We start from the raw sequence: 21,326 nt of genomic DNA on the forward strand, positions 1-21,326 counted from the left end.
TGAAGGCTAATTCAATATATATTTCATAAAGAATCCTGCAAAGTTGTGGGATTCTTTTACATGTGTTTTGGTTGACTATTATACCTTAGGGGGGTATATTGATAGTAAGCTAAATTAGAGGAGATGATCGGATTGACAGATGAACTAAACATCCCTTTACAGCCGGATAAAAAGCCAACTGAACCGAGAACGGATGAAGAGAAACAGCAGCTGCAGAACCGATTGAAGCGAATCGAAGGCCAAATACGCGGGATTCAGAAAATGGTTGGAGATGATCGCTATTGCGTGGATATTCTTATTCAGCTGTCTGCCATTCAGGCTGCCTTAAAAAAGGTCGGCTATACGTTGCTTGAACGTCATACAAAAACGTGTGTTGCTAGTTCCATACAAGAAGGTAATGGAGATGAGCAAATAGAGGAATTAATGAAAGTGATTCAGCAGTTCTCTAAATAAAGAGGTGAGTCAGATGGATTCGAAGAAACAACTCTCTCTTGATGTGACGGGGATGACATGTGCTTCTTGCTCATCAAGAATCGAGAAGGTATTAAATAAAATGGATGGTGTCGAGGCAAACGTCAATTTAACGATGGAAAAAGCAACAATCTTGTACGATTACGATCAAGTGAAGACAGAAGATATCGTAGGGAAAATTGAAAAACTAGGCTATGGGGTTCGGAAAGAAAAAGTGGAGCTTGATATTCACGGAATGACCTGTGCAGCTTGCTCCACAAGAATCGAAAAAGGCTTAAATCGTACGAAGGGTGTTGAGCTTGCTTCGGTTAACTTAACAACAGAGTCTGGCGTTGTCGAATATCAGCCGGGAGAAGTGACGTTAGATGACATTCTCCAGAAGGTGAAAAAACTTGGTTATGAAGCGGTGATTAAAGAGAATCGTGAAAATCAAAAAAGCCATAAAGATGATGAAATTATGAAGAAGAAACGTCGATTATTGATATCAGCTCTTCTTTCTCTTCCGCTTCTGTTAACGATGCTTGCCCATATACCTGGGGAGTTGGCTATTCCTGTTCCTCATCTTCTTATGGAACCATGGTTTCAGTTTCTTTTAGCAACACCTGTTCAATTTGTGATAGGTGCTCCATTTTACACTGGGGCTTATCGTGCCTTAGTAAATAAAAGCGCAAATATGGACGTTCTTGTTGCGCTTGGGACTTCAGCCGCTTATTTTTATAGTGTTATTGAAGGAATGAGAAGTTATTTGACAGAAGGATACAATCCGTCGCTTTATTTCGAAACAAGCGCCATTCTGATCACGCTCATCTTAGTAGGGAAGTTATTTGAAGATCTAGCGAAAGGGAGAACGACGCAGGCCATTACCAAATTACTAAACCTTCAGGCGAAAGAAGCGAGCGTCATTCGGGAAGGCGCTGAAGTGAAAGTACCTGTCGATCAGGTTCAGGTAGCTGATCGAATCGTCGTTCGCCCGGGTGAAAAAATACCAGTAGACGGTATCGTGGAAAAAGGGAATTCATCCGTAGATGAGTCCATGATTACAGGTGAATCCATTCCCATTGAGAAAGAAGTAGGGGCGAGTGTGATTGGCTCAACAATTAATGAAAATGGGACTTTAACAATGCGTGCTGAAAAAGTGGGGAAAGACACCGCACTTGCTGGAATCATTAAGATTGTTGAAGAAGCGCAGGGTTCAAAGGCACCGATCCAACGTTTAGCAGATGTGATTTCAGGCATATTTGTCCCTATTGTGGTAGGGATCGCAGCGATTACGTTTCTAGTTTGGTATTTACTAGTCGATCCCTACAATTTGCCACAGGCACTTGAAGCGGGGATTGCGGTGCTCGTTATCGCATGTCCTTGTGCACTAGGATTAGCTACACCAACTTCTATTATGGTAGGGACTGGGAAGGGTGCTGAGCAAGGGATTCTGTTTAAAGGTGGCGAATTTTTAGAAGCCACTCATAAAATTGATGCAATTTTACTTGATAAAACCGGTACAATCACAAAGGGAAAGCCTGAAGTAACGGACTTTGTTGCTTTTGACCTCGATGAGAAAACGGTGCTCGAACAATTGGTTGCCGCTGAGAAAGCTTCCGAGCATCCTCTAGCAAGGTCCATTGTTCAATATGGCGCGAATCACAATGTTACTTTAGCTGAAGCTGAGCAGTTTCAAACTATACCAGGTCACGGTATTGTTGCTACTGTCAAAGGAAATCAGGTTCTTGTTGGGACTCGAAAACTTATGGAACGAGAGCAAATTCCTTATTCCACTCATGAAGAACAAATGAAAACATATGAACTTGACGGGAAGACTGCCATGTTTGTTGCATTTGACGGTCGCGTACAGGGAATTATCGCTGTTGCAGATACGGTGAAAGAAACGTCGAAAAGCGCTATTGAGGAAATGAGATCCCTTGGAATCGATGTATATATGATTACAGGTGACAATAAACGGACGGCTGAAGCTATCGGGCGGCAAGTGAACCTAAATGGTGTGTTTGCAGAAGTACTTCCTGAGGAAAAGGCTACTAAAGTAAAAGAGTTACAGGCGCAAGGAAAACGAGTGGCGATGGTAGGGGATGGCATTAACGATGCGCCAGCTCTTGCAACAGCCGATATAGGAATGGCGATTGGAACCGGAACAGATGTCGCCATTGAGACAGCAGACGTTACACTTGTTGGAGGTGATCTTGAAAACATTGCAAAGGCGATTCATTTAAGCCGTAAAACGATGCGGAATATTCGCCAGAATCTATTCTGGGCGTTATTCTATAATTCAATTGGGGTTCCAATTGCTGCAATTGGTTTACTAGCACCTTGGGTTGCGGGGGCTGCTATGGCCTTCAGCTCTGTATCAGTCGTAACCAATTCCCTTCGTTTGAAGCGAGTGAAACTATAATTCATTGAGAGGAGAATCACGATGGAACAAACAACATTAAAAATTGAAGGAATGACATGTGATCATTGTAAAGCAGCAGTAACAACTGCTTTACAGGAACTTGAAGGGGTTTCAGAAGTAAATGTGAACGTAGAAGAAGGAACGGCAAAAGTTTCTTACAATGCTTCTAGCGTTAGCGTTTCGGAAATGAATGAAGCGGTTGAAGAACAAGGATATGACATTGTATAAATAAGAAGCCGAAGAAGGGAGTGGATCCTTTCTTCGGCTTTTTAAATTCATAACTTTCGTTTCTTGATAATAAAATTCGCTAATAGGACAAGTGGAAGAATAAGCTTATCTTTGAATTTATTTGAGGAGGGAAAGACGCCAATGAACACTTCACTGTTCACAAGTTTATTTATGATAGGCTTCGGGGGACTTTTGATAGGAGCTACTGCAGGGAAGGTGGCATTTACCTATTATCAACATCGTTTGGAAGCTCTTTATCTGATTTGTGGTGGTATGCTCATCGGCGTGATTTCCTTTGAACTGATACCAGAAAGCGTTCGTTCGTATTCGTTTTGGGCACTACTTGCAGGTGCATCGCTTTCTGTTCTTTTCTTTATTTGGACAGAGCAAGTGGTTCACAGAAAGTTTCAAGACAAGAGTTACCTTCCATTGTTTGCTTTCGTTCTTGCTGTCATCTCGCACAATATCCCAGTCGGGATCGCTCTTGGAATGACGTCAGTTAGTAGCGGAATTGGCATGTCATTACTGCTAGCCTTATTTATCCATCACTTACCAGAGGGAGTGGCTTTGTATATACTCACTCGAATGAACGGATTACATCGGTTGTTTGTGATCTTAGCAGCAAGCTCTGTAACAATTATTTTAACGCTATCGGCCTGGTTCGGTATGGTTTCTTATCAATCGCATCTACTAAATGGTCTCTTTATGGGCGTAGCTATTGGATCTTTATCATATGTAGCCGTTCATGAAATGATCGGTCATGTTGTTGGAAGAGTTTTAAATCGGGAGTTGTACTTATATACAAGTCTGGGAATACTTTTACTGGCGATTTACCTTGAGGTGACTCATAAGCTCTTTTGACAACATATATAAAATTCAGTAAAATTGTACATAGACTAATATGAACACATGCTCATATATTGAATAAAATAGATAAACCACATAAGAAAGGAGTTCACATCGATGGAAGAATATCGTTTGACAGGTTTATCCTGTCCAAATTGTGCAGCGGGAATGGAACAACAGATTCAAAAACTTGAATACGGCGAATCCGCTCAAATTCAATATAATTCCGGTAAATTAAAGCTAGATGAGAGAGTGAATCTTGAACAAGTTGAGAAAATTCTTGCTTCAGATCACGCATCATTGATTAAAAACGGAAATGGACATGCCCTTGAACATAGTAAGGGTCACAACAACGGGAAGTGGCTCCTTGCTATCTCATCAGCGATTTTCGCTGCTGCTCTTCTTTTAGATGGATTTACAAACATACCAGCTATTCCTTTCTATTTAATTGCCATTATTTTAAGTGGCTATCAAACGTTTATTAAAGGTCTACAGAACTTAATAAAACTGACATTTAATATTGAGACGTTGATGACTATTGCTTTAATAGGGGCAGTCTCTATTGGAGAGTGGAAGGAAGGCACGCTTGTTGCAATCCTATTTGGACTGAATGAATATTTAGAAGGCCTAGGTATGGAGAAGGCAAGAAAGTCTATGGAGTCCTTACTAAAAATTGCGCCGAAGGAAGCCCTTCGTATTCGAGAGGGAAGAGAAGAAATCGTTTCGATTCAGGATCTAAAAGTGAACGACATTGTTTTGGTCAAATCTGGCGCAAAAATTCCATCAGATGGAATCGTCGAATCTGGCTATAGTTCAGTGAACGAAGCGGCTATTACTGGAGAAGCTATGCCGGTTGAAAAAAGTGCTAATGAGTCTGTTTATGGCGGAAGTATAAATAATGAAGGAATTCTTCGTGTGAAAATCACGAAAGCTTATGAGGATTCCTCACTAGCAAAAATATTGCATTTAGTTGAAGAAGCTCAGGAAACAAAAACACCTACGGAATTATTTATTAATCGTTTCTCAAAGTATTACACACCGATTATTATGCTTATCTCAGCACTCGTGATGCTTGTTCCGCCTTTATTGTTCGGAGGGGCTTTTAGTGAGTGGTTTTACCAGGGACTTGCAGTGCTTATTGTAGGATGTCCATGTGCACTTATTCTTTCATCACCGATTGCCAACATCTCGGGTATTACTCGAAATGCGCGTAACGGTATTCTCGTAAAAGGATCTGTTTATCTTGAACAGCTAGGAAAAATTGATACGCTCGCTTTTGATAAAACCGGTACGCTTACAAAAGGGCTACCTTATGTGGAGAAATATAAAGTTTATGACCAGGAGCATTTCTTATCAGTAGCGGCAGCGGTTGAGGAACATTCTTCACATCCGTTAGCAAAAGCAATCATGACAAAAGTAAATAGCTTTCCTTATCGTGAAATCGAAGCAACAAATATCGAAACGATATCAGGGCAGGGGATCATAGCCGACATTAATGGAAAAAGACATTGGGTAGGAAATGAAAAAAAGTGTTCAACATGTAACCATCTCTGAGGATGTGAGAACATCGATTGATGCGATGAAACATGATGGGTTAACGCTGGTCCTTGTAGCCGATGAGAAACATATTCTTGGGATATTTGGAGTTGCAGATGAAATTAGAGAGGAAAGTGAGTCTGTTATTCGCGCTTTACATCATGCAGGTATTAAGAATACGGTGATGTTAACAGGAGATCATGAGAAAACAGCTGAGAAAGTGGCAAAACGTGTTGGCGTACGTTCTTATTTCGGCGGTCTCTTACCTGAAGACAAAGTGGCTAAGGTGAGAGAATTAACAACAGAAGGTAAAGTAGCCATGATCGGTGACGGGATTAATGATGCTCCGGCTCTTGCTTCAGCAGACCTTGGAATCGCTATGGGAAAAGGGACAGATAGCGCGATTGAAACAGCCGATATCGTATTGATGCAGGATCACTTAGGAAAACTGCCTGAAGCGGTCTCGATCGCTAAACGAGTGAATCGAACGATACGGGTTAATATTGCGTTAGCCCTTGGCTTAAAACTGATTGCTTTACTGCTTACTATTCCTGGGTTATTAACGCTATGGATTGCGATACTGTCTGATATGGGGGCAACAATTCTCGTGACGTTCATTAGTTTAACGATATTATGGGATCGGAAAACAAAAGAAAAAACATATACTCAAAATGAAGCAGAACCACAGCATTCGTAACCCTCTAGATGTCTAGGGGGTTTTTATTTATGATATCACTCTATATTATTCTCCGTAAATATTAATAGAAAGTAAAGCCTTGTTTAATCATGTCAACAAGTGCTGTGCCGAATTCACATTTGGATTTCGTTGTAACTAACTTTCTCTCCTTTTATCATAGTAAGTAATTAAGACAAACAATACGTGCCGGGGAATAGGGGTTCCAATTAAGCGAAATATAAGATCATGTCAACAAGTCTCCTAAAAAAATGAAAACGCTTTAACGGTGCGGAAGAAAGGGAGGATATATAATGAGTGAACAGAACACAGCAGAGAAATCTGGATTTAAAGTAAAAGTTCAGCGGTTCGGAAGTTACTTAAGCAGTATGATCATGCCAAATATTGGCGCATTTATTGCTTGGGGATTGATTACTGCTTTATTCATACCAGATGGTTATCTACCAAATGCAAGCCTTGCCGAGTTAGTAGAACCAATGCTTTACTACCTATTGCCACTCTTGATTGGTTACACTGGAGGTAAAATTGTATACGGTGGTCGAGGCGGAGTTGTTGGTGCAACGGCAACCATTGGTGTTATTGTTGGAGCAGACATTCCGATGTTCCTTGGAGCTATGGCTATGGGGCCGCTTGGGGGATATTTAATTAAGAAATTCGATGAAGCGATTCATGGCAAGATTAAATCAGGCTTTGAAATGCTCGTTAACAATTTCTCAGCTGGGATTATTGGTGGGGCTTTAACTATTATAGCTTCTCTAGCAATCGGTCCAGTTGTCTTAGGATTAAACAAAGCACTTGCTGCAGGTGTAGAAGCTATTATTGCGGCAGGTCTATTACCATTAGTAAGTATTTTAATTGAACCAGGTAAAGTGCTCTTTTTAAATAATGCGATTAACCACGGGATTTTTAGCCCACTTGGACTTGAACAGGCTGCAAATACTGGTAAATCAATTCTCTTTTTGGTGGAAGCCAATCCAGGCCCAGGTTTAGGGATTCTTCTTGCTTACTCAATTGTTGGTAAGGGAACAGCAAAACAATCAGCTCCAGGAGCTGCACTGATTCATTTTGTAGGTGGAATTCACGAAATTTACTTCCCATACATCTTAATGAAACCAGCACTACTTCTTGCTGCTATTCTTGGGGGAATGAGTGGAGTGTTCACATTCACGCTTTTAAATGCAGGATTGTTAGCACCTACTTCACCAGGAAGTATCGTTTCTCTTATGATTATGACACCGCGTGGCGAGTATCTAAGTGTTATTGCAGGAGTAGTTGCGGCAACGGTAGTTTCTTTCTTAGTCTCTGCTGTAATCCTTAAACGCTCAAAAGATAGCGGAGAAGATATTTCAGAAGCGACTGAAAAAATGGAAGCAATGAAAGGGAAGAAGAGCAGCGTATCTTCTAACCTAAAAACGAATGCAGAAGAGCCAAAAGAAGAAACAACATCTTCTTATGGCCATATAGCCAAAGTAGTCTTTGCATGTGATGCTGGAATGGGGTCAAGTGCAATGGGGGCATCCGTACTACGTAATAAATTTAAAAAAGCTGGGTTAACAGACATTGAAGTAACAAATACTTCGATTAGCAATTTACCTAATGATGCAGATCTAGTTGTGACTCATCAAGATTTAACCGATCGTGCTAAGGATAAGCTTCCAGAAGCGAATCACATCTCGGTTAAAAACTTTATGAACAGTCCAAAATATGATGAACTTGTTGCTGAGTTAACTTCCGCAGGTGAAGTGCCAGTGAAAGAAGAAGTAGAGCAAGTTGAGAAGAAAGAAATTAATAAAGTAGTCTTTGCATGCGATGCTGGAATGGGATCAAGTGCAATGGGCGCATCAGTCCTTCGCAATAAGTTTAAGAAAGCTGGTCTTCAAGACATTGATGTAACAAATACGGCTATTAGTAACTTACCAGATGATGCCGACTTAATCGTAACGCACCAGGACTTAACAGATCGAGCAAAAGCAAAACGTCCTGATGCTGAGCATATCTCAGTGGCAAACTTTATGAATAGCCCGAGATACGAAGAGCTTGTTGATAGACTTAAAAAGTAGGTATAGCCAGAATTCGAGGTGAACCATGTGTTTATTTCAGCAAGGGAACGAACAATTCTTCAGCTTCTATTAGAGAGTAATGACTATTATACGGTCAAAGGAATCGCTCAAGAACTTGAGGTAAGCGAACGAACGGTTCACCGTGATTTAGTAGGCGTAGAGGATATTCTCACTCAGTATGATTTAACCTTAAACAAGAAAGCTGGAGTAGGGGTTCGAATTGATGGTGAAGAATCCAACCGAAATGAGTTGAAAAGCTATCTAGTTGACCTAACCATTACGGAATACACGCAACAAGAAAGGGAGACGCTGATTCTATGTAAGCTATTGGAATCAGCTGATCCTATTAAGTTAATTGGTCTAGCGAATGACTTGAGAGTGACAGTTGCTACTGTCAGTCATGATTTAGACAAAGCGGAAGAATGGCTTGAAAGAATGCAGCTTTCATTAATACGAAGGCGGGGATATGGTGTGCAGGTTGAAGGGACTGAAGCCCTGAAAAGGCACGCCATGAGTTCCTTGCTTGCTTCTGAGTTTAATGATTCAGACTTTTTTACGTTGTTAGAGAAGTCGATTCAAAAGAAATCTCAAGGCAATGTTCTCGAATCTGCTTCCGAACGATTGCTAGGGTTAGTTGATCGAGATAAGCTTTTGAAAGTTGAAACAATCGTTGATGATATTAACAATGAGTTACCTTATATGATCGCTGATAGTGCATATATTGGTTTAATTGTGCATTTGACTCTGGCTGTGGAGCGTATTCAAAAGGGTGAAAAGATCGACATTGATGAAGACTATTTAAGCACGCTAAGGAATACGAAAGAGTTTGGTTTTGCTAGAATAATCGCTACAAAACTTGAAGAATCTTTTAGTGTTTTAATACCTGAAGCTGAGATCGGTTATATCACCATGCATTTACGCGGAGCCAAATTAAGAAACACTGGAGACTACTATTTAGAAGAAACAAATTATCCGATTCTTGTTAAAACCAAGGAGTTAATCCGCTATGTAGATAAGCGTCTCAATGCGAATTTAGAAACGAACGAATCACTTCTAGAGGGTTTAGTGACACACCTCGGTCCTGCTACGCATCGTGTTAGGCAGAACATGAATATTCATAATCCTTTGCTTACAAAAATCAAAGCAGATTATGCTGACTTATTCCAACTGCTTGAAGATGCGCTAAAAGATACTTTTCCGGGGGTATCCATTCCTGATGAAGAAGTTGGTTTTCTCGTCCTTCACTTTGGTTCAGCCCTTGAAGGTCGCTTTCAACATAACGAAGTGAATATTCTTGCCGTATGCTCAAGTGGTATCGGGACATCCAAAATGCTGGCGACTCGATTGAAACAGGAGTTACCAGAAATCCAAACCATCAAAAGCGCTTCATTATTTGAACTGCAAGATGAAGATCCAGAGAATTATGATCTGATTGTTTCTACGATCCCTCTCCCTGAATATGAAGGAGAGTATATAAAGGTCAATCCTTTTTTAACGGAGGAAGAGGCAACACGAATTCGCTCGACTCTTCAAAAGAAGTCGATGATGAAAAGAAGAAGCACGGTCGAGAAGCCAAAGACGGATAAGGAATCCTTGTTTTTTTCAAATGATGAAGCGAGTACCTGGTTTCGTAAAGCAGAATTATATACCAAGACTGCAGCTTCAGTAGTGGAATTATTTCGAGTAAATCAATCTGAACACAAAGAGGTGGAGAAGCTTTTAGCAGAAGAGTGTATGCGTCTAGAAACACTTGATGCTATCAGCCATTCATTAGAGGTTAAAGAGGCGCTTCTGAAGCGAGAAACCATTAGTGGAGTGGGTATTCCTGAGACTTCACTTGCATTGTTTCATACGCGGACACCTGAAGTTAAGAAGCCTGTGTTTACAATTGTTCGATTAATGGAACCTATTCAGAGAAAGGCAATGGATGGTTCATTCATTGAAATGGACACCGTTCTTTTACAACTGGCACCAGAGGATTCGCCAATTGAAAGCATTGAGATCATGAGCTACATTAGTTCTCTTATCATTGAATCAAATGAAAGCATCGCGCTTTTTTCGGGGAGCAATCAAGAATCAATTGGATTGTATCTCGCTAACAAAATGAAAAGTCATGTAGAAAAACAATTAGGATTTAAAGGAGACGATTAAAATGGCAAAAGAAATTCTATCAACTGAGAACGTATTACTAAACGAAACGGCTGCAACAAAAGAAGAGGCTATCCGTATGGCGGGTCAAATCCTTGTAGACAACGGTTATGTGGATGAAAGCTACCTTGAGCAAATGCAAGAACGTGAAAAGATCACGACGACTTACATGGGCAACTCTGTTGCAATTCCTCACGGTACGGAGGATGCTAAGAAAGCTGTGAAGCATTCTGGACTATCCATCATCCAATTGCGAGAAGGCGTTGATTTCGGAGATGGAAATATTGCGAAAATTATCATAGGTATTGCTGGTAAGGATAATGAACACTTAGAGATCCTTTCTCAAATTGCCATTGTATGTTCTGAAGAAGAAAATGTAGAAGAGTTGATTCAAGCGGATTCCAAAGAAACGTTAATCTCAATGTTTAACGAGGTGAATTAATCATGCTTGCCGTTCATTTTGGTGCTGGAAATATTGGAAGAGGCTTTATTGGTAAGCTTCTTTCTCAATCAGGATATGAAGTATGCTTCGTAGATATCAACGAGAATGTGATTAACGAGCTTAATGAACGAAATAGTTATACAGTGGAAATATTAGGTCAGGATAAGGAGAAGATTGCTGTTGAGGGTGTGAAAGGTATTAATAGCCAACAAGATCCTGAGGCAGTTGTCGATGCGATCTATCAAGCTGACCTTATTACGACCGCTGTTGGCCCGACCGTATTGAAATTGATTTCTTCTGCTATCAAAGAAGGCATCTCAAAACGTATCGCAGATGGAAAGGCTCCCGTTAACGTTATTGCATGTGAAAATATGATCGGTGGCAGTACAATGCTTCGAAAAGCTGTTGAAGAAAAGATGGATGAAGCGGATCGTAAAGTGCTAGATCAATATGCTGGTTTCCCAGATGCCGCAGTGGATCGTATTGTTCCAAATCAAACGCACGAAGATCCATTAATGGTTGCGGTTGAACCGTTCTATGAATGGGTAGTCGATCAAACTATGATGGCTGGAGAGGTTCCGGATATTGCTGGGCTTACGTACGTTCAAGATCTTGCTCCTTACATTGAGCGGAAGTTGTTCACCGTTAATACTGGACACGCAGTGACAGCTTACCTTGGTTATCAAGCAGGGTATGAGACAATAAAGGAAGCACTAGACACTGAAGATATCTATCATGATGTTAAGAAAGCTCTTGAAGAGTCTGGTGAATTGCTTCAGCATAAGCACGGTTTCGAAAAAGAGGCGCATGAGGCTTATATTACAAAAATTCTTGGTCGTTTTCTAAATCCACATCTAGTGGATGAAGTTACTCGCGTTGGACGAGCTCCAATTCGTAAAATTGGAGCTGACGACCGTCTTGTTGGACCGGCACGTCAGCTCGCGGAATTAAACAAAGAACCAAACTACCTTGCGAAAGGAATTGCAGCAGCATTACGATTTGATCCTAAAGAAGATGAAGATGCTGTAACGATTCAGAGTAAAATCAAAAACGAAGGTCTTTCTAGTGCGATTACTGCTTTTACAGGAGTAACCGAAGGAGAAACTCTATTTGATCTAATTAGCAAGCATTATAAAGAAATGGCGTAATCTCTACGCAGAAGGGGAGCTCATTAAATGGAGCTTCCCTTTATTTGTTTGAAATCTGTTCGTTTCGGAATTATTTATTAGGGATAAATAATATCTTAAATCGTATCATTTTGTTACGATTTCGTATTAGGACTTGTGCCAACCTCAATACAATTCTACTATTAAGGTATGGCGTTAGTCATATTCATTTTCAATGGGAAGGGGAACACGAATGTTCAATATATTACTTCAGTCTCACTCAGGTTCATGGGCGATTCTTGTTTTGCTATTAGTGGTTAGTTACTTTGCTCCTAAGCAAAAGATCTCGCTTATGATTCAGCGATTATTTTACTTGATTATGCTCGGTACTGGAATTGGGATGCTCTTTATCCTTGGTTTTCCGCTGATCTATGTGCTTAAAGGGATCCTGGCGGTTGTGTTAATCGGGGTTATGGAAATGATTGTTGGAAGAAGAAAGCGTGCCGAATCAACAAAAATGCTTTGGATCGCATGTATTGTTCTTATTTTAGTTATTATTTCAATCGGCTACAATTGGATTTAATGTGAAAAAGCGACAGCCAATAAAATTGGCTGTCGCTTTTTTAGTGGCCTCAGTCCCTCGATCGCTTCACCAATCAAAATGGACAAAAAAGACGTGTTCTTTTTGAGTGGTTCCAGCGCTTGTCGCGCCTAACCGGGGCCCTTTCGCTTTAGTTATCATCTAGCTGCAGGGCCCAGCCTCTCGATCGCTTCACCATTTCAAATGAACACAAAGGGCGTGTTCTTTTGAAATGCCTCCAGCGCTTGTCGAGGCTAAACGGTCCCTTTCGCTTTAGTAATCATCTAGCTGCAGGGCCCAGCCTCTCGATCGCTTCACCATTTCAAATGAACACAAAGGGCGTGTTCTTTTGAAATGCCTCCAGCGCTTGTCGAGGCTAATCGGTCCCTTTCGCTTTAGTAATCATCCAGCTGCAGTGACCAGTCCCTCGATCGCTTCACCACTCAAAATGAACACAAAAGACGTGTTCTTTTTGAGTGGCTCCAGCGCTTGTCGGGCCTTACCGGTCACTTCCGCTTTTGTTATTCCCAAGGTTTTTCTGTGGTTAGGAGGCCGGCTAGTTCTTTACTGGCCTGGCGGTGTTCTTTGCGTTTTTCTGCTCGGGCGGGAGCTGTTTCGTGTAGGTTTTTTTCTTCTTCTGATTCAGGGATAACTTTTGGAACGGGTAGTGGTTTTTTCTTTTCATCCAATGCCACAAATGTAAGGAATGCTGTAGCTCCTATATGTCGTTCGCCCGATAGGAGATGTTCTGCAATTACTTTCACAAATACTTCCATAGAAGACTTTCCGGTGAATGTCACGTATGCTTCGAGACAAACAGAGTCGTCTGGTGTAATCGGGTGTAAGAAGTCAACAGAGTCAGTTGAGGCTGTTACAACTTCACTACGACAGTGGCGCATTGCTGCGATTGATGCAATATCATCAATGTCTCTCATCAGCTGGCCACCAAATAAAGTATTATGATTGTTTGTTGCTTCTGGGAATACGTGACTTGTTTTGACAACACGTGATTCGCGAATGTATTTAGATTCCATAGTCGTCTCTCCTTATTATGCTTTTCTTGTCGTCTATCTTTACTATGCCCTTGATTAGGAGCTGAAAAACCTCTGTCAAATATGTAAGAGTAGAGGAGTTACCTAAAGTAGCGATTATATAAATCGTCCCACTCATCTTCGTTCACGTCAAAGACTGTTTTTGAATCCCATTTTGATAAATTGTCTCAAGGTTTAAATCGATCCATGTGTTTCTTTATGTATCGAGGTTTTCAAAAGGATGTGATGTATGTGATTTTTTTGAAGTAATTGAAGAGAGAGAAGATCGGTTGACCACTTTCTGTACAGATGCGTAGTAAATACTCATCTACGTTCATACTGAAGCTCCTTTCTTCTCTCTATTTTCATGCAGTCGAATGGATAACGCAACTGATCTACCTCGGCATTCATGAAGAAGCCTTGTATGGGAATAGTAAAGGGTGAAAGGAGTGTGTGGACGTGAACAAGTGGGTTTGTTTTATGATGTTGATCGTACTTTTTCCAAGTCACGTGTATGCGGAGAATAATCGCGAGTTGGCCATTGTTATTGATGATTTTGGAAATGACATGGGTGGGACAGATGAAATGCTTCGATTACCTGTTACACTAACGGTAGCCATTATGCCGTTTCTTGAAACGACTGAAAGAGACGCGGAGGAAGCGCATCGTTATGGACATGAAGTGATCGTTCATGTTCCAATGGAACCGGTAAAAGGGAAGAGAAGCTGGCTAGGTCCAGGCGCAATTACAACTGATCTTTCTAATAAAGAAATTCAAAAGCGAGTAAACGAAGCGATTGAGGCTGTTCCTCATGCGGTTGGAATGAATCACCATATGGGTTCAAAAGCGACAGCTGATGAACGAGTGATGAGGATAGTTCTTGAAGTGTGTCGAGAAAAGGGTCTCTATTATTTAGATAGCAAGACAACAGGCAAAAGTGTCATTCCTGAACTAGCAGAAGAAATAGGGGTACCTTACCTTGAGAATGAGCTGTTTTTTGACGATGTCTATACGATTCAACATATGAGCAGACAAGCTCAAGAGTTGGCGGAAAAGCTGAAGGATGATGAGGCTCATATCGCAATTGGACATGTAGGAATCGCCGGGAAAAAGATGGTAGCTGTTTTAAATGAATTTATTCCAATGTACAAAAGCGAAGCAAAAATTGTACCTCTTACACAGATGATTCCAGGTTTTGAAATGATTGATGAAAGCATGCCTTAAATAGAACTTCCTCCTTTTTATAATAAATGTTAACATTTATTATATATAGGTTAACATTTGAGGGGGGAAGAAAATGCAGAAATCAAAGCTTAGAATGATAATTTTATGTGGATTCTTTATTGGCATTACAGCTATTCTTGCACAAATGGAAATTCCTTTACCACTTGTCCCTATTAGTGGACAGACTTTAGCTGTCGGTTTAACCGCCACAATTCTTGGTAGTAAATACGGTGCCATTACAATGACAGGCTATACAATATTAGGGGGGATTGGTCTTCCGGTGTTTGCACAGGCTAAAGGTGGATTAGGAGTCTTATTAGGGCCGACTGGTGGATATATTTTTGCCTTCATTATTGCGGCATATGTTACTGGCCTTATCCTAGAGAAAACATCGTATACTTTGATACATGCGATGTTGGCGAACACCGTGGCTATGATTATCATCCTTTTAATCGGTACGATTCAATTGAAATTTGTTGTAGATCTAAACTGGCATGATGCGATGATTGCGGGAGTTTATCCTTTCTTATTTGTTGGTTTAATCAAAGCATTTCTTGCAAGTTGGTTAGGTATTACTGTTCGCAAACGTCTGATTGAAGCAAGGCTCTTACAAAGTCCAGTGGGACCGATTCAAGCATAAAGTGATCCAAGGACCCTATCTGACACGTTAGCTAAGAAACAATACAAGTGAGGTGTCCATTGTGAAGAATAGAATGGAATGGGGCTTTCTGGGTGGGCGAGTAATACTCGGTTTCATTATGCTAGCTCATGGAATACAGAAACTAGGTGGAATAGGAGATACCATTGCCATGTTTGAAAAGATTGGTCAACCTGCCTGGTTAGCTTATGCTACAGCCATTATTGAAGCCGTTGGAGGAGCGTTTCTTATTGCGGGGATTTTCGTTGTCCCATCTGCGATCCTTCTAGGATTAACGATGATTGGTGCTATTGTTCTTGCAAAGCTTCCTATGGGATTAATAGGAGGCTACGAATTTCCACTCTCCCTTTTTGGATTATCACTTATATTAGCATTTACAGGTAGTAGGAAGTTGGCCTTATCTGAAGTTATTTCAAGTGAAAAATAAAAAGATGAAATAGAACGATCTTTGAAGAGATGATTTTTCAACAAATATTGTACAGCAAGATAGCTCTAAATAGTGCTAAATAAACGTTTGTTTAAGAAGAATAAAATAAAGAAGCGCCTTTCTGTAGAGAGGCGCTTCTGTTTGTGTCATATCCAGATAAAATTGAGAATATATCTCGGTTAGCGATGCTCTTATGGAATATCATGTCCCATAGAACTTGTTAGAATTTCAAACCACTGATCACGTGATAAGGAGTAAGAAAGAGCTTCAACAGCACTATCAATTCGCTCTCGCTTTCCTGATCCAACGATTGGCATAATGTTTGCCGGATGGTTAAGTAGCCATGCATAAAGCACTTGATCGATCCCTTCAGCACCGATCTCAGAGGCAATCTTTTCTATCGTCTTGCGGAGACGAACTGCTTTATCGTCTTGCGATGTGAACACATCTCCTCCTGCAAGTGGAGACCATGCCATTGGTTTCATTCGCTTTTCCTGACAAAGATTTAACGTGCCATCTTCGAGGTTCTCAAGATGGTAGGCTGAAAGTTCCAGCTGATTTGTAATTAACGGTTGATCCACATAAGATTGTAGCATGTTAAATTGATGATGTTTGAAATTAGAGACTCCAAAATGACGAACCTTTCCAGCTTGTTTTAATTCAGAAAAAGCTTCGGCCACTTGTTCTGGATCCATAAAGGGATCAGGTCGATGAATTAACAGGACATCGATATGCTCAATCCCAAGTGCTGTAAGGGACTGTTCAGCAGAAGCGATGATGTGATCTTTACTTGTATTATAATGATGAGATTGGTGGGAGGGACGATTGGGAGACTCGATTACAATCCCGCATTTTGTGACAATCTCCATTTGGTCACGTAGAGATGGCTTGAGTGCTAATGCCTTCCCGAAAAGTTCTTCACACTCATAACTTCCATAAAGATCAGCATGATCGAACGTTGTAATGCCACGATCGAGATTATGCTCTATTAAAGAAAGTGTTTCTTCGCTCGTTTGATTCCAGTCTGCCAGTCGCCAGAGACCATGAACGAGACGAGAGAATGATAAATCTGCTGTTAGATGAATACGCTGCATCATTAAACCTCCAAAATGGTTTTGTATGTACTTTTCTTATCATAATGTAATGAAATCGTTTGCGCAACTTGTTGAACCTTTATTAGTTGGCAAATGTGCTCACCCTTAATGATAATGCTTCTCATTATCATTAAGGCGTGCTATAATGAAAAAAATAGTCAACGAAGAGGTGGGTAAAATGGTTGAAACGTTACAAATCTCCATGTTTTTCTTAATACTGGTCTTTTCCTTTACAGCATTTGCACTTGTTCTTAGAGCAGAGGCTTTAAGAAGTGGTTATGTACGTGAAAAGAAAACGAGTGCTTTTGAATCAACACCACCAATTTCATTTAAGAAAAGTTATTGACTTTCTAATTGATAAAGATTATCATTATCGGTATAGAAGAAAAGAGACATGGTGTTCCCCGACACAAATTGTCCTATATAGCTCAAACAAAGCCAAAGAAGTTCCCCCTTCTCCAATTGTTTGAATATTGTAGCTGCCAACGCCGGCAGCTATTTTTATTTGTCTCCTTTAATAAATATACATAAATGCTTTTATACCAGTGATTTAGAAAGGGTTTTTATCCATATATTTTCATTTACAAAATTTAATAACGTGCTAAACTATTTTTTGGAAGTACACATATAATGGGGGTTATACCAATGAAAAAGGTCTTTTTTGTATTGAGTTTATCAATGCTTCTCGTCGTAGCAGCATGCGGTTCAAATACAAATAGTGCTAATGAAACTAGCGGAGATGCAGAGCAGATGGACACGAAGAGTGTTCTACTTGATTTTCAAGCTGAAATTGTTAGCGTATTGAAAGAAAATAATGAAGACATTGCAGCATACGAGTCAGCTAAGTTTGCTGTAAGTGACAGTGAAACACCAGAAGAGGAAAAGCCTTCAACTGAAGAACTTAAAGAGCTGAAAGGCAGTGCTGTAGAAGCAAGCAAAGCCACTGTTGAAGGTATTGAAAGCCTGGAAGTTCCATCTGAATTGAAAGACTCGAAAGAAGAAATTGAAAGCGCACTTGATGAACTAACGGAAGCCTATGAAATTCGCGCAGAGCAAGCTGCTATTGATGATCCTTCAGTGCAAGAGAAGGCATTAGAGCATTTTACGATGTTTGAAGATCAAATGGGTAAAGTATTTGAAGATGCTGATTTAATTAAGCCAAGCTTTGCGAAAGAACTAGAATAGAGAAATTTAACCCTGCATATTAAATGCAGGGTTTTTTACATAGTAGTTTTTTGTATGACGTATACGATTTCACGTATGATAAGCTAGGGGAGGAAACGCTCTTAATAATCAAGAGGCCTGTGTTCTGATAGAATGAAAAAATGAACAGGTTAATTTAAAAAAAGGAAGTGTCACTATGAACGAACGTTTATCGAAATTTACGAATTACCTTATTGAGCAGAATCAAGATTTTGCCTACATCCATTCCCCTTCTAATGTCTATTATTTGACTAACTTTCATTGTGAGCCTCATGAAAGGTTGCTTGGACTTTTTGTGGTGCCGAATCAGGAACCATTCCTAGTCTGTCCTGGAATGGAAGTTTCACAGGCTAGAGACGCAGGGTGGAAATATGACATTATCGGCTATAGTGATTCAGAACAACCATTTGACTTCATTTTTGAAGCATTGAAACAACGTGGCATCCATAAACCAACTAGTGCTTCGATTGAAAAAGGTACGCTTGCTTATGAGCGAGCTGAAGAACTGCAAGCACGTTATCCTGAGCTGAACTATCACTCAGCAGAGCTTGGACTGAATCAATTGCGCCTAATTAAGGATGAGAAAGAAATTGAAGTATTACGTGAAGCAGCAGCACTTGCTGATTTTGGTGTAGAGACTGGTGTTAAGGCTTTACGAGAAGGTGTTACAGAGATGGAAGTCCTTGCTACCATTGAATTTGAATTGAAGAAAAAAGGAATTCGTGAGATGTCATTTTCAACAATGGTCTTGTTTGGTGAGAAATCTGGACAACCACACGGTAACCCTGGAGAGCGTCAATTAAGAAAAGGAGATCTCGTCTTATTTGATCTCGGAGTTGTATTAAACGGGTATTGCTCTGATATTACTAGAACAGTGGCTTTTGGTGAGGTTAACGATAAGCAAAGAGAAATTTATGAGTCAGTATTAAGTGCACAAACGGAATCACTTAATATCTCAAAACCCGGGACACGACTAGGTGATATTGACCTTGCAGCAAGAAACGTTATTTCTGATGCAGGCTATGGCGAACACTTTCCACATCGTATTGGACATGGTATTGGAATTGAAGTACATGAGTTTCCTTCCATGAGCGAGAAGAATGACGACTTGCTTCAAGTAGGTATGACGTATACGATTGAGCCGGGTATCTATCTACCAGATGTTGGCGGCGTGCGTATAGAAGATGATGTTCTTGTAACAGAGACTGGTTATGAGACGTTAACAAAGTACCCGAAGGATCTACAAATTATTAAGTGAGATAAAGTCGGCTCTTCAAAGAGCCGGCTTTAAAAAGAGTTAGGTGGATTGTCATCATTCTGTTTATTTCATGTCATCAATAGTAGTGTATAATAATAATAATATATTTTGGCTTGAAAGAAGAGAGGTACAGCTGTGAATACTGAGAAAAAAAGTGAGTATCTTTTATTTGGAGCGTGGGCTGCTTCAGTTCTTGCCCTTGCTGGAAGTTTGTATTTTTCTGAAGTTCTTAGATACGAACCTTGTGAACTATGTTGGTATCAAAGAATTCTCATGTATCCTCTAGTTATAATTCTAGGTATCGCTGTGGTGCGAAAAGACGCATCCCAACGATTTTATGTTCTCCCATTGTCGATCATTGGTACATGCGTTTCGCTGTATCATTATTTGCTACAAAAAACATCTTTTCTAGCAGAAGCGGCACCATCATGTGGTAGGGTTCCATGTACAGGTGAATATATTAATTACCTTGGATTTATTACGATACCGTTTCTTGCACTTATTGCATTTCTAATCACTACGATTCTAATGGTTGCCTTACATAAGCAAACAAAGAGGGAGGAAAACATGTGAAGAAAGCTATTATCTTTCTTGGTATTGTCATCGTAATATTCGGAGCACTCGCCTTCGTTACAAACTATAGTAATAGTGAGAAGACAGAAGGGAATCCATACGGGAAGAGCTCTTTAAATCCGGCTACAATAGAGCAACTTGACGATCCATTATATCAAAATCAAATTTTACCTGATGAGCTTGAGGAAGCCCTGTCTAATGAAGAAGAAGCCTTCGTTTATTTCTATAGTCCAACATGTATCCATTGTAAAAATACTTCCCCTGTCCTTGTACCACTTGCCGAAGACATGGGAATTGACTTGAAAAAATACAATGTTCTTGAGTTTGAACAAGGTTGGAATGATTACAGAATTGAATCAACGCCAACTCTTGTGCGATTTAAAGATGGTAAAGAAGTTGATCGTATTGTAGGTACGCAATCAGAAGACACTTTTAAACAGTGGATCGAAAAGAATGATTAACATACTAAAGCACCCTATGAGGGTGCTTTTTGTATACAATAAAACATTGGAATGTTTACACGTCATTCAACCGGGAACTAGAGATGTGAGGATAAAACGAAAGGTGGAGAATCATGAGTCATATTAATGGAAAAGTAGTTATTATTACTGGAGCAAGCAGTGGAATCGGCGAAGCAACGGCGAAGAAACTTGCAGGAGACGGCGCAAAAGTTGTTCTTGCAGCTCGACGTGAGGACCGCCTTGAAGAATTAAAGAGCGATATTACGAACAATGGCGGAGAAGCAATTATTCAAACAACAGACGTAACTTCAAGGGAACAAATGCAGGCTCTTGCCGATAAAACCATTGAGCATTATGGACAGATTGACGTCATGATCAATAACGCAGGATTGATGCCACTATCATTCATGAATAAGCTTAAGATTGATGAGTGGGATAAGATGGTTGATGTGAATATAAAAGGTGTCCTCTACGGTATTGCCGGAGTTCTTCCACATATGGAAGAAAGAAAATCTGGACATATTATTAATGTATCTTCTGTTGCCGGTCATGAAATTATGCCAGCTGGTGCAGTGTATTGTGGTACGAAATTTGCTGTACGAGCGATTACAGAAGGACTGCGTAAGGAAATGTCTCCTTCAACAAATATTCGTGCAACGATCATATCACCAGGGGCTGTTGCAACAGAGTTAACGAACACAATTACAGATGAAGATGTTCAAGAGAAGTTGAACAATCGCGGACCAAATGGTCTTGATCCACTAGATCCAGAGGCGATTGCTGATGCCGTTTATTATGCTGTTGGTCAACCTGACAGTGTATCGATCAATGAAGTACTAGTGCGTCCAACATCCCAAGGATAATGAAAAAGAGGCTGGGACATAA

The 21,326-nt window shown here is 40.3% G+C and carries 20 protein-coding genes and 1 pseudogene; 19 read left to right on the forward strand and 2 right to left on the reverse strand.

The annotated features are described in order from the left end of the window. Positions 1 to 123 precede the first annotated feature (123 nt). From ACIFPW_RS19415 to ACIFPW_RS19460, 10 genes and pseudogenes are all read left to right on the forward strand, one after another. The gene (locus ACIFPW_RS19415; protein WP_303535692.1) at positions 124 to 453 is read left to right on the forward strand and encodes a metal-sensing transcriptional repressor; all 330 of its coding nucleotides are present in this window, start codon (positions 124 to 126) and stop codon (positions 451 to 453) included. A gap of 13 nt (positions 454 to 466) precedes the next feature. Beyond that, positions 467 to 2,872, forward strand: a complete 2,406-nt coding sequence (locus tag ACIFPW_RS19420) for a heavy metal translocating P-type ATPase (protein WP_430246633.1) — start codon at positions 467 to 469, stop codon at positions 2,870 to 2,872. A 21-nt stretch (positions 2,873 to 2,893) separates the two neighbouring features. Then, positions 2,894 to 3,100 carry a copper chaperone CopZ gene (copZ, locus tag ACIFPW_RS19425; protein WP_194222535.1) on the forward strand — a complete coding sequence of 69 codons (207 nt, stop codon included), beginning with the start codon at positions 2,894 to 2,896 and terminating at the stop codon, positions 3,098 to 3,100. A 141-nt stretch (positions 3,101 to 3,241) separates the two neighbouring features. Next, positions 3,242 to 3,961, forward strand: coding sequence for a ZIP family metal transporter (locus ACIFPW_RS19430; protein WP_430246635.1), 720 nt, complete (start codon positions 3,242 to 3,244; stop codon positions 3,959 to 3,961). Positions 3,962 to 4,063: 102 nt separating this feature from the next. After that, positions 4,064 to 6,179, forward strand: a pseudogene (locus ACIFPW_RS19435) (heavy metal translocating P-type ATPase). Positions 6,180 to 6,469: 290 nt separating this feature from the next. Next, entirely contained in the window at positions 6,470 to 8,236 is a 1,767-nt protein-coding gene (locus ACIFPW_RS19440) for a PTS mannitol-specific transporter subunit IIBC (RefSeq protein WP_430246637.1), read from the forward strand. A gap of 27 nt (positions 8,237 to 8,263) precedes the next feature. Continuing rightward, positions 8,264 to 10,387, forward strand: a complete 2,124-nt coding sequence (locus tag ACIFPW_RS19445) for a BglG family transcription antiterminator (protein ID WP_430246639.1) — start codon at positions 8,264 to 8,266, stop codon at positions 10,385 to 10,387. Position 10,388: 1 nt separating this feature from the next. Beyond that, on the forward strand, positions 10,389 to 10,826 hold the full coding sequence (locus tag ACIFPW_RS19450) for a PTS sugar transporter subunit IIA (RefSeq protein ID WP_160921705.1): 438 nt from the start codon (positions 10,389 to 10,391) through the stop codon (positions 10,824 to 10,826). A 2-nt stretch (positions 10,827 to 10,828) separates the two neighbouring features. After that, positions 10,829 to 11,974, forward strand: a complete 1,146-nt coding sequence (locus ACIFPW_RS19455; protein ID WP_430246641.1) for a mannitol-1-phosphate 5-dehydrogenase — start codon at positions 10,829 to 10,831, stop codon at positions 11,972 to 11,974. Positions 11,975 to 12,185: 211 nt separating this feature from the next. Continuing rightward, on the forward strand, positions 12,186 to 12,515 hold the full coding sequence (locus tag ACIFPW_RS19460; RefSeq protein ID WP_430246643.1) for a DUF1516 family protein: 330 nt from the start codon (positions 12,186 to 12,188) through the stop codon (positions 12,513 to 12,515). 518 nt (positions 12,516 to 13,033) lie between these two features. On the opposite strand, the gene ACIFPW_RS19465 is transcribed toward ACIFPW_RS19460, so the two are convergent. After that, positions 13,034 to 13,546, reverse strand: a complete 513-nt coding sequence (locus ACIFPW_RS19465) for an acyl-CoA thioesterase (RefSeq protein ID WP_226616780.1) — start codon at positions 13,544 to 13,546, stop codon at positions 13,034 to 13,036. Between the two features lie 477 nt (positions 13,547 to 14,023). Between ACIFPW_RS19465 and ACIFPW_RS19470 the strand changes: the two genes are divergently transcribed. The 3 genes from ACIFPW_RS19470 to ACIFPW_RS19480 all read left to right on the forward strand — a co-directional run bounded on the left by ACIFPW_RS19470 (position 14,024) and on the right by ACIFPW_RS19480 (position 15,852). Further along, complete coding sequence (locus ACIFPW_RS19470) at positions 14,024 to 14,767, forward strand: divergent polysaccharide deacetylase family protein (RefSeq protein ID WP_430246663.1); 744 nt, start codon at positions 14,024 to 14,026, stop codon at positions 14,765 to 14,767. 73 nt (positions 14,768 to 14,840) lie between these two features. Continuing rightward, on the forward strand, positions 14,841 to 15,407 hold the full coding sequence (locus ACIFPW_RS19475; protein ID WP_430246645.1) for a biotin transporter BioY: 567 nt from the start codon (positions 14,841 to 14,843) through the stop codon (positions 15,405 to 15,407). Between the two features lie 61 nt (positions 15,408 to 15,468). Then, entirely contained in the window at positions 15,469 to 15,852 is a 384-nt protein-coding gene (locus ACIFPW_RS19480) for a DoxX family protein (RefSeq protein ID WP_430246647.1), read from the forward strand. Between the two features lie 191 nt (positions 15,853 to 16,043). Here the strand turns inward: ACIFPW_RS19480 and ACIFPW_RS19485 are convergent, their stop codons facing one another. Then, on the reverse strand, positions 16,044 to 16,946 hold the full coding sequence (locus ACIFPW_RS19485; RefSeq protein WP_430246649.1) for an aldo/keto reductase: 903 nt from the start codon (positions 16,944 to 16,946) through the stop codon (positions 16,044 to 16,046). A 145-nt stretch (positions 16,947 to 17,091) separates the two neighbouring features. Here ACIFPW_RS19485 and ACIFPW_RS19490 point away from each other — a divergent pair, with 145 nt between their 5' ends. The 6 genes from ACIFPW_RS19490 (at position 17,092) to ACIFPW_RS19515 (ending at position 21,304) form a co-directional block, all read left to right on the forward strand. Further along, a complete protein-coding gene (locus ACIFPW_RS19490) occupies positions 17,092 to 17,292 on the forward strand; it encodes a hypothetical protein (RefSeq protein WP_194222522.1) in 201 nt (66 codons plus the stop codon). 299 nt (positions 17,293 to 17,591) lie between these two features. Next, entirely contained in the window at positions 17,592 to 18,131 is a 540-nt protein-coding gene (locus ACIFPW_RS19495) for a hypothetical protein (RefSeq protein WP_430246651.1), read from the forward strand. 175 nt (positions 18,132 to 18,306) lie between these two features. Next, positions 18,307 to 19,407, forward strand: a complete 1,101-nt coding sequence (locus tag ACIFPW_RS19500) for a M24 family metallopeptidase (protein WP_430246653.1) — start codon at positions 18,307 to 18,309, stop codon at positions 19,405 to 19,407. A gap of 135 nt (positions 19,408 to 19,542) precedes the next feature. Continuing rightward, the gene (locus tag ACIFPW_RS19505) at positions 19,543 to 19,980 is read left to right on the forward strand and encodes a disulfide oxidoreductase (RefSeq protein ID WP_430246655.1); all 438 of its coding nucleotides are present in this window, start codon (positions 19,543 to 19,545) and stop codon (positions 19,978 to 19,980) included. Next, positions 19,977 to 20,441, forward strand: a complete 465-nt coding sequence (locus ACIFPW_RS19510; RefSeq protein WP_430246657.1) for a thioredoxin family protein — start codon at positions 19,977 to 19,979, stop codon at positions 20,439 to 20,441. Before ACIFPW_RS19505 ends, ACIFPW_RS19510 begins: the two co-directional genes overlap by 4 nt. A 113-nt stretch (positions 20,442 to 20,554) precedes the next feature. Continuing rightward, positions 20,555 to 21,304, forward strand: a complete 750-nt coding sequence (locus tag ACIFPW_RS19515) for an SDR family oxidoreductase (protein ID WP_430246659.1) — start codon at positions 20,555 to 20,557, stop codon at positions 21,302 to 21,304. Positions 21,305 to 21,326 lie beyond the last annotated feature (22 nt).

It is taken from the genome of Pseudalkalibacillus sp. NRS-1564 (assembly GCF_050467905.1).
In the GTDB taxonomy this organism is placed as follows: domain Bacteria; phylum Bacillota; class Bacilli; order Bacillales; family Guptibacillaceae; genus Guptibacillus; species Guptibacillus hwajinpoensis_B.

Coding starts and splice junctions, on each gene's coding strand:
- ACIFPW_RS19415 (WP_303535692.1), top strand. CDS start 124: ATGATCGGATTGACAGATGAACTAAACATCCCTTTACAGCCGGATAAA.
- ACIFPW_RS19420 (WP_430246633.1), top strand. CDS start 467: ATGGATTCGAAGAAACAACTCTCTCTTGATGTGACGGGGATGACATGT.
- copZ (WP_194222535.1), top strand. CDS start 2,894: ATGGAACAAACAACATTAAAAATTGAAGGAATGACATGTGATCATTGT.
- ACIFPW_RS19430 (WP_430246635.1), top strand. CDS start 3,242: ATGAACACTTCACTGTTCACAAGTTTATTTATGATAGGCTTCGGGGGA.
- ACIFPW_RS19440 (WP_430246637.1), top strand. CDS start 6,470: ATGAGTGAACAGAACACAGCAGAGAAATCTGGATTTAAAGTAAAAGTT.
- ACIFPW_RS19450 (WP_160921705.1), top strand. CDS start 10,389: ATGGCAAAAGAAATTCTATCAACTGAGAACGTATTACTAAACGAAACG.
- ACIFPW_RS19455 (WP_430246641.1), top strand. CDS start 10,829: ATGCTTGCCGTTCATTTTGGTGCTGGAAATATTGGAAGAGGCTTTATT.
- ACIFPW_RS19460 (WP_430246643.1), top strand. CDS start 12,186: ATGTTCAATATATTACTTCAGTCTCACTCAGGTTCATGGGCGATTCTT.
- ACIFPW_RS19465 (WP_226616780.1), bottom strand. CDS start 13,546: ATGGAATCTAAATACATTCGCGAATCACGTGTTGTCAAAACAAGTCAC.
- ACIFPW_RS19470 (WP_430246663.1), top strand. CDS start 14,024: ATGATGTTGATCGTACTTTTTCCAAGTCACGTGTATGCGGAGAATAAT.
- ACIFPW_RS19475 (WP_430246645.1), top strand. CDS start 14,841: ATGCAGAAATCAAAGCTTAGAATGATAATTTTATGTGGATTCTTTATT.
- ACIFPW_RS19485 (WP_430246649.1), bottom strand. CDS start 16,946: ATGCAGCGTATTCATCTAACAGCAGATTTATCATTCTCTCGTCTCGTT.
- ACIFPW_RS19490 (WP_194222522.1), top strand. CDS start 17,092: ATGAAAAAAATAGTCAACGAAGAGGTGGGTAAAATGGTTGAAACGTTA.
- ACIFPW_RS19495 (WP_430246651.1), top strand. CDS start 17,592: ATGAAAAAGGTCTTTTTTGTATTGAGTTTATCAATGCTTCTCGTCGTA.
- ACIFPW_RS19500 (WP_430246653.1), top strand. CDS start 18,307: ATGAACGAACGTTTATCGAAATTTACGAATTACCTTATTGAGCAGAAT.
- ACIFPW_RS19515 (WP_430246659.1), top strand. CDS start 20,555: ATGAGTCATATTAATGGAAAAGTAGTTATTATTACTGGAGCAAGCAGT.